The organism is Mesorhizobium tamadayense (assembly GCF_003863365.1).
Taxonomy (GTDB): Bacteria; Pseudomonadota; Alphaproteobacteria; order Rhizobiales; family Rhizobiaceae; genus Mesorhizobium; species Mesorhizobium tamadayense.
In genome coordinates this window covers 84396-94715 of the sequence record NZ_RQXT01000023.1, presented here as the reverse complement: position 1 = coordinate 94715, position 10320 = coordinate 84396, and the positions used below count along the sequence as shown (strand labels likewise).

Here is a 10320-nt window from a genome sequence, read left to right as displayed (position 1 = left end):
GTCTACACGGCCCTGCATCGCCTGGCGCTCGGCGGTGATTTGCCCTTCGCCGACGGCGCCTATGCCGGCATCGTCTTGGCCGGCGTCTTCACCTCGGGCCATGTCGGGATCGAAGGCCTGGATGAACTGATCCGCATTTGCCGTCCAGGCGGCATCATTGTGTTGACGGTCAAGAACACGCTGTGGCAGGCCGGTTTTGCCGAGCGGATTGCCGAGCTGGAGAAACAGGGCGTCATAACTCGCGTCGAGGAGACGCGACCCTACGCCTCGATGCCCGGCGAGGCCGACACAGTGCCGAGCAGGGGTCTGGTGCTGCGCGTCGGCTGACCGCCCTCCGTGGATCAGGCCCTGATCTTCTCTCCAGCCGGATCATACATCGGCTCGAGACGGATTTTGGCCAGCGTCCGCTCCATCGCCACCACCAGCTCGTAGTCGCCGGAGGCGAGGAAATCGTCGCTGACGCCATCGGCGTTGCGCACATAGCCATAGCCGATGTTCTTGGCCAGCGTGTAGCCATAGCCGCCGCTGGTGAGATAGCCGACCGGCTCGCCGTTGCGCAGGATCGTCTCGCGTCCGAGCAGCACGATCTCCGAATCGTCCACCGTGAAGCCGGCAAAGCGTTTTGTCAGCGGCTTGCCGGCCGCCTTCTCCAGCGCCCGCCGTCCGACGAAATCGGTGTTCTTCCGGAGCTTCACCGCCCAGCCGAGGCCGGCTTCCTGCGGCGTGTCGTTCGGCGTGATGTCCGACCCCCAGGCGCGATAGCCTTTCTCCAGCCGGAGCGATTCCAGCGCCCGGTAGCCGACCGGCCGGATGTCATGCGTCTTGCCCGCTGCCATCAGCACATCGAAGATCTCGCCCGTGGCGGCGATCGGCACATGCAGCTCCCAGCCGAGCTCGCCGACATAGGTCACCCGCAGCGCCCGCACGGTATGCCCGGCGATGTCGATCTCGCGCGCATGGCCGAAGGGGAAGGCGGCGTTGGAGACATCGGCATCCGCTACTGCACCCAGCACGTCGCGGGCGCGCGGCCCCATCAGCGACAGCGTGCCGAAATCCTCGGTGACGTCCTTTAGCGTCGCGTCGAGCCCCTGGCCGATATGGTCGCCGATCCACGAAAAGTCGTGCGTGCGGAAGCCGGTACCGGTGACGATGTAGAACCGGTCCTCGCCGAGGCGTGCCACGGTGAGGTCGGCTTCGATACCGCCGCGTGTGTTGAGAAGCTGCGTGTAGGTCAGCCGCCCGACTGGCTTATCGATGTCGTTGGCGCAGATCCAGTCGAGCGCCTTCAGCGCATCGGCGCCGGTCATCTCATATTTGGCGAAGGAGGATTGGTCGAAGATGCCGACGTTCTCGCGTACGTGCCGGTGCTCGTCGCCGACCGGGCCGAACCAGTTCTGTCGGCCCATCGAATGGACGTCGTCAGGCTCGACGCTAACGGGCGCGAACCAGTTCGGCCGCTCCCAGCCGAGCTTCGAGCCGAACACGGCGCGGTGTGTCTTCAGCCGCTCATAGAGAGGCGAGACGATGCGCGGCCGGCCTGAAAGATACTCCTCATGCGGGAAGCCGATCGTGTAGTGCTTGCCATAGGCTTCCAGCGTGCGGTCGCGCACCCAGTCGCGGTCGCGGTGCAGGCCGGAAAAGCGCCTGATATCGACCACCCAGAGGTCGAGCGGCGCCTCGCCGTCGACCACCCACTGCGCCAGCACCCAGCCGGCGCCGCCGCCCGACGCGATGCCGAAGGCGTTGAAGCCGGCGCCGACGAACATGTTGGAACATTCCGGTGCTGCGCCGAGGATGAAATTTCCGTCCGGCGTGAAGCTTTCCGGCCCGTTGATCATCTGCTTGACGCCGGCGTTGGCCAGCGCCGGCACTCGCTCGATCGCCTGCGTCATATGCTGCTCGAAGTGATCGTAGTCGTCGTCGAACAGGCGGAACTCCCAGTCGTTGGGCACGTCACCTGTCATCCAAGCCTGCGGATTCGGCTCATAACCGCCCATCACCAGCCCGCCGACCTCTTCCTTGAAATAGGTGCGGCGGTCGGGGTCGCGGATCGTCGGCGCGTCGTTGGCGAGCCCCCCGATCTTCTCGGTGATGATGTACTGGTGCTTGACCGGTTGCAGCGGCACGTTGATGCCGGCCATCGCACCGACCTGCCTTGCCCATTGTCCGGCGCAGTTCACCACCTTGTCGCAGGCGATGTCGCCCTTATTGGTCTTCACAGCGGTGATGCGGCCGTCCTTCATCTCGAAGCCGGTGACGCGCACCTCCTCGAACAGTTTTGCGCCATACATGCGCGCGCCCTTGGCGAGCGACTGCGTGATGTCGGAGGGGCTGGCCTGTCCGTCCGTCGGCAGCCAGGAGGCGCCGACAAGGTCGCTTGTTTCCATCAGCGGCCACATGCGCTTCACCTCGGCCGGCGACAAGAGCTGCATGTCCATGCCAAAACTCTTCGCGGTCGTCGCCAGCCGCTTGAATTCGGTCCAGCGGTCGGCGTTGGTGGCGAGCCTGAGGCAGCCGGTCATCTTCCAGCCGGTCGCCAGTCCGGTCTCGGCCTCGAGCCCCTTATAGAGATCGACGGAATATTTGAGCACGCGCGTGATCGAAGCCGAGGAGCGCAACTGTCCGACCAGGCCGGCGGCGTGCCAGGTCGAGCCCGAGGTCAGCTTGCCCTGTTCGAGCAACACCACGTCGGCCTTGTGGTCGCGCGCCAGGTGATAGGCGGTCGAGCAGCCGATGATGCCGCCGCCGATGACGACGATGCCGGCATGGCTGGGCAGGGTCATGATCTTGTTCCGTATTTCGTCCGGTAGTTCTCCAGCGCTGCGTCGAGCCGCACGAGGTTTTCCTCGGTGTAGGCGACGTAGTCGATGCCGGGCGCGTCGAGATAGAGCTCGGAGACCATGCTCCACATCGCTTCGCGCAGCAGTGAGGCGCATTGCATGGCGGCATGCGACCGGCGGATTTCGTTGTCCGGCTCCTTCATGAAATAGGCGGTCAGGAAGGCGAAGGATTCCTCGTCGCTCATGCCGGCATTGGAGGCGGCGCCGGCGAGATCGAACATGGCCGTGTTGAAGCCGGCATATTCGAAATCGATCAGCCACAGCCGCTTGCCGTCGTCGAGAATATTGGCCGGCAAAAGATCATTGTGGCCGAAGACGATCGGCAAGAGCTTCTGCGCCCGTTCGAGCTCGTCGGCTAAAGCCAGATAGCGCGGCAGCTGGTCCTTCTTGCGGCTGCCGCCTTCGTCCAGCGTGCGGGCGTAGTCGCGGATGACGTGGAACACCCAGAACATGAAGCCGGCGCCGGAGACATGGTTCGGCATCTCGCGATGGAAGCCGCGCAGCAGCGCCGCCACACGGCCGAGATCGGCGCGCACATCCTCGGCAAGGAAGGTCCGGGCGCCGAGAAACTCGGTCACCAGAATTCCGGGCTCGGCATAGTGCACGGCCGGCGCGAAGCCTGCGGCATGCGCCGCCCGCGCCGTCATCACCTCGCGCTCGCGAAAGACATGGTGGAACGGGAAGTCCTGGCCGAAGCGCACCACATGCCGCCCGGCGGCGTCCGTGACCACGTAGTTGGCGTTGCTGAGGCCGCCCGGCAGCGGCTCGATCTCGACGCTGCCGCTCCAGCAGGGCAGGGCGCGGATGCGGTCTTCGGCAATTACGGGGGCGCTCACGGGTTTGTTCCTGCTTCAGCCGGCTTTCGACAAAGCGCCGGTTTCTGACAAAGCGATGAGTGAGAACAGACAAAGCCTCGTCGGTGCGGGACGCCGGGATCGATATCCCGCACCGCACCGACGAGCCCCTTGGCCAGGTTTAGGATCCCGGCATCCGCCCCCGCGGATTCGAAAAAACTCGCGCCAGGCACGTTCCAGAAAATCTGGTCGGTCGATTGTGGCTCTGCCATCAGCCTCCCGTGGCAGTTCCGAGCCTGTCATCGGAACCAATCTCACGCCAGCGTGATGGTGCTGTCAACAAAAAGCTGTGACCTTTTTTGGGTGTTTTGCCCGAAAATATAAGCAATTCCTTTAAAAGCGTTAGGAATGCCTTAGAATCGGTCAAAATCCCGGACATCCACATGATCCATTCGAAACGGCATGGCGAGATCCTGCGGCTCCTCGGCGAGGAGGGCACCATCACCATTGCCAGCCTGGCCGAGCGGCTGGGCGTGTCGCTGGAGACGGTGCGGCGCGACGTCAAGCCGCTGACCGACGACGGGGCGTTGCTCAAGATGCATGGCGCCGTCAGCCTGCCGTCGATGGCGGGCGAGGCGCCGTTCGAGCGCCGCATGCGTGAGAACGCCGAGGCCAAGCGCCTGATTGCCCGCATGGTCGCGGCCACCATCCGCGACGGCGAGTCGATCATGCTCGACACCGGCACCACCACGTCCTTCCTGGCGCGCGAGTTGCTCGGCCATCGCCGCCTGACGGTGGTCACCAACTCGTCCGACATCGCGCGTACGCTGGCGACCGTGAACGGCAACAAGGTCTATATGGCCGGCGGCGAGCTGCGCAGCGATTCAGGCGCGGCCCTCGGCGTCACGGCGATCGAGTTCGTCAGCCGCTTCTCGGTCAGCCACGCCGTCATTTCCATCGGCGCGGTCGACGCGGACGCGGGCCTGACCGACTACGAGTTGGAGGAGGCGGAGTTCGCCCGCATGGTGCTGTCGCGCGGCCAGCGTTCGCTCGTCATTACCGACCATACCAAGTTCGGCCGGCAGGGGCTGGTTCAGGTCTGCGGCTTCGACGGTTTTTCCGAGCTCGCCACCGACCAGCCGCCGCCGCGCGACATTGCCGCCGCGCTCAGCCACGCCGGAGCGCGGCTCAGCATCGCGGCGGCCTGACGCTGGAGCCGCCAATGCCTTCCCTTCCAGGCCGCGCCGGTGTTTAGTCCGGCCATGGCCTTCACCATCCGCCAGCTCCAGTTCTTCGTCGCCGTTGCCGAGCAGGGCACCGTGTCGGGCGCCGCGCAGAACCTCTCTATCTCGCAATCTTCGGTCACCGAGGCGATCAAGGAGCTGGAGAGCGATCTCGGCGTCGAGCTGTTCGAGCGCCATCCGCGCGGCCTCAACATCACCCACAAGGGCCACCAGTTCCTGCGGCACGCCACCAAGATCCTGGCGGACATCTCGGATGCGCGCCGCGCTTTCCTCGGCGATCAACTGACGGCGGGCGGGCGGCTGCAGCTCGGCGTCACCTCGCTGGTCGCCGGTTACGTGCTCTCCGATCTGCTGGCCCGCTACCGCCGCGCCTATCCGAGCGTCGAAGTCTCGGCCATCGAGGACAATGGCGACTATCTCGAGCATCTGCTGGTCGGCGGCAAGCTCGACATCGCCGTCATGGTCACCTCCAACCTGCGCGACCGCACCGCGCTGCAATCCGAAATCCTCGAGGTCTCGGCCTATCGGCTCTGGCTGCCGCTCAGCCACAAGCTCGCCAGCGCCGACATCATCAGTATCGGCGATATTGCGTCCGAACCGCTGATCATGTTGACGGTGGATGAGATCGAGGAGAACACCGGCAAGCTGCTGTCGGCGATCGGCGCCAGACCGCATGTCGCCTTCCGCACCCGTTCGGTGGAAGCCGTGCGCAGCCTCGTCGCCACGGGAGCCGGTGTCGCGCTCCTGCCCGATCTCGTCTACCGCCCCTGGTCGCTGGAAGGCGACCGCATCGAATCCCGCGATATCTCCGGCTCGCTTCCGGTCGTCCAGGTCGGCATGGTCTGGCGCCGCGGTTCCGGCCTGCCGCAGGCCGCGCGCGACTTCATCGGCCTCGCCCAGTCGCAGCGCATGGTCCGGCAGCGGCTCTGAATCTATCGGAAAAACCGATATCGTCTTTCTGATAAATGAATTTGCGAAACCGGAATTTTCACAGCACTTTGGGTTGCAGGGAACAAAGCCGCTCGGGAACGCGGCTGTCGGCGCAAGAAGCGCTCCGACGTTCGAGTTTGCGCATGACCCTTTCCGAAAACCGGAGCGGTTTCGGGGTCATACGCCAAAATGGGAGATCGACGATGAATGCATTCCTGAAGTCATGCACGGCGTTGACGGTTGCGCTGACCTTCTCGGGTCAGGCGGTCGCCCAGGTCAAGGAACTCGGCAAAGGCGAGGGCGAGCTGAATATCGTCGCCTGGCCGGGCTATATCGAGCGCGGCGAGACCGACAAGAACTACGACTGGGTGACGGCCTTCGAGAAGGAGACCGGCTGCAAGGTCAACGTCAAGACCGCCAACACATCGGACGAAATGGTCTCGCTGATGAACGAAGGCGGCTTCGACCTGGTGACGGCTTCGGGTGATGCATCGCTGCGCCTCGTCGCGGGCAAGCGCGTGCAGCCGATCAACACCGATCTCATCAAGAGCTGGAAGACGGTCGACGACCGCTTGAAGGACGCGCCATGGTTCACCGTCGACAAGGCGCACTACGGCGTTCCCTATCAGTGGGGCCCGAACATCCTGATGTACAACACAGATGTCTTCAAGGAAGCGCCCAAGAGCTGGAACGTCGTCTTCGAGGAGATGAAGCTGCCCGACGGCAAGTCGAACAAGGGCCGGGTGCAAGCCTATGACGGCCCGATCCACATTGCGGACGCCGCCAACTACCTGATGTTCCACAAGCCGGAACTGGGCATCAAGGACCCTTACGAGCTCAACGAGGACCAGTACAAGGCGGCGCTCGATCTGCTGCGCACGCAGCGCACGCTGGTCGGACGTTACTGGCATGATGCCGCCATCCAGGTCGACGACTTCCAGAACGAAGGCGTGGTCGCTTCCGGCTCGTGGCCCTATCAGGTGAACACGCTGGTCGCCGCCAAGAAGCCGGTCGCCTCGACCGTGCCGGAGGAAGGCGTCACCGGCTGGGCCGACACCACAATGATGGAAGCGGACGCCGCCCATCCGAACTGCGCCTACATGTGGCTCGAGCACTCGCTTTCGCCCAAGGTCCAGGGCGACGTTTCGTCCTGGTTCGGCTCGCTGCCGGTCGTGCCGGCCGCCTGCAAGGGCAACGAGTTGCTCGGCGGCGAGGGCTGCAAGACCAACGGCTACGACAATTTCGACAAGATCAAGTTCTGGAAGACGCCGGTGTCGAAATGCGCCAGCCAGAACGACCAGTGCGTGCCTTACTACCGCTGGGTGTCGGACTATATCGGCGTCATCGGCGGGCGGTGAGTTCTTCTACCCTCCCCCTCGTGGGGAGGGTCGACGCGCAGCGTCGGGGTGGAGGTCACCCCACCCGCGGCTTCGCCGCGACCTCCCCACAAGGGGGAGGTGGGGCGCCGCGCGACCCCGCGTTTCATTCGATCCGGCAACTGACTGACAGGGCCCATGATCTCCGCCGTTTCCTTCAAACAAGTCTCGCGCCATTTCGGCAGCGTGCGCGCCGTCGACGCGGTCGATCTCGACATCGTCCCCGGCGAGTTCTTTGCCATGCTGGGGCCGTCCGGTTCCGGCAAGACGACATGCCTTAGGCTGATCGCCGGCTTCGAGCAGCCGACGGCAGGCTCGATCTCCATCTTCGGCGAGCGCGCCGAAGGCGTGCCGCCCTATCGCCGCAACGTCAACACCGTCTTCCAGGACTACGCGCTGTTCCCGCATTTGAACGTGCTCGACAATGTCGCCTACGGGCTGATGGTCAAGGGCGTCGGCAAGACCGAGCGTCAGAAGGCGGCCGAGGAGGCGCTGTCGCTGGTGCGCCTGCCGGGCTACGGCGCCCGCCGTCCCGGCCAGCTCTCCGGCGGCCAGCGCCAGCGTGTCGCGCTTGCCCGTGCGCTGGTCAACCAGCCCAAGGTGCTGCTGCTCGACGAGCCGCTCGGCGCGCTCGACCTCAAGCTGCGCGAGAACATGCAGGAAGAGCTGAAGTCGCTGCAGAAGGCGCTCGGCATCACCTTCGTCTTCGTCACCCACGACCAGGGCGAGGCGATGTCGATGGCCGACCGCGTCGCCGTCTTCAACGACGGCAGGATCATGCAGGTCGGCACGCCGGAGGAGATCTACCAACGGCCGAAGACACGCTTCGTCGCTGATTTCGTCGGCTCGTCCAACGTGCTGCCGCCGGATTTCGTGCAGCGCTATTCCGGCCAGCACCGCTGGGGCAGCCTGCGTCCCGAATCCATTCGCGTCACACGCGCGGCAAAAGGCGATGGCGTGGCGGCGCGCCTGGTTGGAACCAACTATCTCGGCGCCACCACAAGGCTGGCGCTCGATGCGGATGGCTTGCGGCTGCATGCGGTCGTGCCCGCCGGCGTCGCGCTGCCGGTGGAAGGCGAGACCGTCATGCTCACCTTCAACCGCGAGAGCCTGCATTTGATGGACGAGCCGGCATGATAAAGGTTCGCGCAGCGTACCCCCCTCTGTCCTGCCGGACATCTCCCCCTCAAGGGGGGAGATTGGCTGTCACCACTGGCTTCGCCAATCTCCAACGTTGCAGAACGGGCGAGGCAGACAAGCTGCTGATCTCCCCCCTTGCGGGGGAGATGTCCGGCAGGACAGAGGGGGGTGTGAAGGATCGCGGCCTTGCCGCAATTGATCCAATCGACGCCGTAGGCGCGTCATGACAACCGCCGCGCTCAACTCAACCAGCGCCCCCGCCGTCCTGCCCCGCACTGGCGGCATGCGCGGCGCGCTCTCGGATATCCTCTGGCGCCGGCCGCAGCTCCTGCTTTTGCTGATGCTGCTGCCGCCGGTGCTGTGGCTGGGCATCGTCTATATCGGCTCGCTCTTCGCCCTGCTGCTGCAAAGCTTCTTCTCGATCGACGAGTTCTCCGGCCTCATCAATCGCGAGTTCACGCTGAAGACCTACGGCGATCTCCTCCAGGCCGCCAATCTCGACATCATCCTGCGCACGGTGACGATGGCCGCGCTCGTCACGCTTGCCTCCGCAATCATCGCCTTCCCCATCGCCTACTACGCGGCGCGCTATGCGCGAGGCCGCTGGAAGGCGCTGTTCTATCTCGGCGTCATGCTGCCGCTTTGGTCGAGCTATCTGGTCAAGATCTATGCCTGGAAGCTGATCCTCGCCAAGGAAGGCATTCTCACCTGGCTGCTCGGCAAGCTGAACTTGCTGTGGCTGCTCGACGGCTGGCTGTCGCTGCCGATCGTCGGCGGCAATTCGCTGTCGGTGTCCTTCACCGGCACTTTTATCGTCTTCGTCTATGTCTGGCTGCCTTTCATGATCCTCCCCGTGCAGGCCGCGCTCGAGCGCGTGCCCGGCAATCTGGTCGAGGCCTCGTCCGATCTCGGCGCCTCGCCCGGCCAGACCTTCCGCAACGTGCTGTTTCCGCTGGCGCTGCCCGGCATCGTCGCCGGCTCGATCTTCACCTTCTCGCTGACGCTGGGCGACTACATCATCCCGCAGATCATCGGCACCTCGCGCCTGTTCATCGGCCAGGCCGTCTATTCGCAGCAGGGGACCGCCGGCAACATCCCGCTCGCCGCCGCCTTCACCGTGGTGCCCATCGTCATCATGGGTTTCTACCTCTGGGGCGCCAAGCGCATGGGGGCCTTCGATGCGCTCTGACCGTGGCCAATCCGCTCCGCTCGGCCTGAAGATCGCCGCCGCCTGCGGCCTGCTCTTCCTGCATCTGCCGATCCTGCTGATCTTCGTTTACGCCTTCACCACGGAGGAGAAGAGCTTCGTCTGGCCGCCGCCGGGGCTAACCACGCAATGGTTCGCCGTCACCTGGAACCGGCCGGATGTCTGGCAGGCGCTGTCGCTGTCGATCCGCGTCGCCGCGATATCGACGGCGATCGCGCTGGTGCTCGGCACGCTTTGCGCCGCCGCCGTGTCGCGCACGCGCTTTTTTGGCCGCGAGACCATCTCGCTCTTGGTCATCCTGCCGATCGCGCTGCCCGGCATCATCACCGGCATCGCGCTGCGCTCGGCCTTTGCGCTGGCCGACATCCCGTTCTCGTTCTGGACGATCGTGCTCGGCCACGCCACCTTCTGCGTGGTCGTCGTCTACAACAATGCCGTCGCCCGTTTCCGTCGCACCTCCGGCTCTATGATCGAGGCCTCGATGGACCTCGGCGCCGATGGTTTCCAGACCTTCCGGCACGTCGTGCTGCCCAACATCGCCACCGCGCTGCTTGCCGGCGGCATGCTGGCCTTCGCGCTGTCCTTCGACGAGGTCATCGTCACCACCTTCACCGCCGGCCAGCAGCAGACAGTGCCGATCTGGATGCTGGAGGAACTGATCCGCCCGCGCCAGCGCCCGGTCACCAATGTCGTGGCCATGGTCGTCGTGCTGGTGACGCTTCTGCCGATCCTGTTGGCCTATTACCTGACCCGCGACGGCGACCAGATCGCCGGATCGGGCAAATAACC

Annotated in this window: 9 protein-coding genes; 7 read left to right on the top strand and 2 right to left on the bottom strand. The window is 64.8% G+C overall.

Annotated features, from left to right (window positions below; genetic code table 11):
- A partial coding sequence (locus EH240_RS19225; RefSeq protein ID WP_483466607.1) for a class I SAM-dependent methyltransferase occupies positions 1-327 on the top strand: 327 nt, incomplete at its 5' end.
- A gap of 14 nt (positions 328-341) precedes the next feature.
- On the opposite strand, the gene EH240_RS19220 is transcribed toward EH240_RS19225, so the two are convergent.
- Positions 342-2783 (bottom strand): GcvT family protein, encoded by a 2442-nt coding sequence (locus EH240_RS19220; RefSeq protein WP_125001314.1) that lies wholly within the window; start codon positions 2781-2783, stop codon positions 342-344.
- Positions 2780-3676 (bottom strand): phosphotransferase family protein, encoded by an 897-nt coding sequence (locus EH240_RS19215; RefSeq protein WP_125001311.1) that lies wholly within the window; start codon positions 3674-3676, stop codon positions 2780-2782. Before EH240_RS19215 ends, EH240_RS19220 begins: the two co-directional genes overlap by 4 nt.
- 401 nt (positions 3677-4077) lie before the next feature.
- On the opposite strand from EH240_RS19215, the gene EH240_RS19210 reads away from it, so the two are divergent.
- The 6 genes from EH240_RS19210 (at position 4078) to EH240_RS19180 (ending at position 10318) form a co-directional block, all read left to right on the top strand.
- A complete protein-coding gene (locus EH240_RS19210) occupies positions 4078-4842 on the top strand; it encodes a DeoR/GlpR family DNA-binding transcription regulator (protein WP_125001308.1) in 765 nt (254 codons plus the stop codon).
- 54 nt (positions 4843-4896) lie between these two features.
- Positions 4897-5808, top strand: a complete 912-nt coding sequence (locus tag EH240_RS19205; protein WP_125001323.1) for a LysR family transcriptional regulator — start codon at positions 4897-4899, stop codon at positions 5806-5808.
- A gap of 203 nt (positions 5809-6011) precedes the next feature.
- Entirely contained in the window at positions 6012-7166 is a 1155-nt protein-coding gene (locus EH240_RS19200) for an ABC transporter substrate-binding protein (protein ID WP_125001305.1), read from the top strand.
- Between the two features lie 156 nt (positions 7167-7322).
- Positions 7323-8321: an ABC transporter ATP-binding protein gene (locus EH240_RS19195; RefSeq protein WP_125001302.1), complete on the top strand. Its 999-nt coding sequence runs from the start codon at positions 7323-7325 to the stop codon at positions 8319-8321.
- A 286-nt stretch (positions 8322-8607) separates the two neighbouring features.
- Positions 8608-9513, top strand: coding sequence for an ABC transporter permease (locus EH240_RS19185; RefSeq protein WP_206075289.1), 906 nt, complete (start codon positions 8608-8610; stop codon positions 9511-9513).
- The gene (locus EH240_RS19180) at positions 9503-10318 is read left to right on the top strand and encodes an ABC transporter permease (RefSeq protein WP_125001297.1); all 816 of its coding nucleotides are present in this window, start codon (positions 9503-9505) and stop codon (positions 10316-10318) included. Before EH240_RS19185 ends, EH240_RS19180 begins: the two co-directional genes overlap by 11 nt.
- Positions 10319-10320 lie beyond the last annotated feature (2 nt).

What these genes read in the sequence shown, in the direction of transcription:
- EH240_RS19185 (WP_206075289.1), top strand. Translation starts at nt 8,608, where the DNA reads ATGCGCGGCGCGCTCTCGGATATCCTCTGGCGCCGGCCGCAGCTCCTG.
- EH240_RS19195 (WP_125001302.1), top strand. Translation starts at nt 7,323, where the DNA reads ATGATCTCCGCCGTTTCCTTCAAACAAGTCTCGCGCCATTTCGGCAGC.
- EH240_RS19220 (WP_125001314.1), bottom strand. Translation starts at nt 2,783, where the DNA reads ATGACCCTGCCCAGCCATGCCGGCATCGTCGTCATCGGCGGCGGCATC.
- EH240_RS19180 (WP_125001297.1), top strand. Translation starts at nt 9,503, where the DNA reads ATGCGCTCTGACCGTGGCCAATCCGCTCCGCTCGGCCTGAAGATCGCC.
- EH240_RS19210 (WP_125001308.1), top strand. Translation starts at nt 4,078, where the DNA reads ATGATCCATTCGAAACGGCATGGCGAGATCCTGCGGCTCCTCGGCGAG.
- EH240_RS19200 (WP_125001305.1), top strand. Translation starts at nt 6,012, where the DNA reads ATGAATGCATTCCTGAAGTCATGCACGGCGTTGACGGTTGCGCTGACC.
- EH240_RS19205 (WP_125001323.1), top strand. Translation starts at nt 4,897, where the DNA reads ATGGCCTTCACCATCCGCCAGCTCCAGTTCTTCGTCGCCGTTGCCGAG.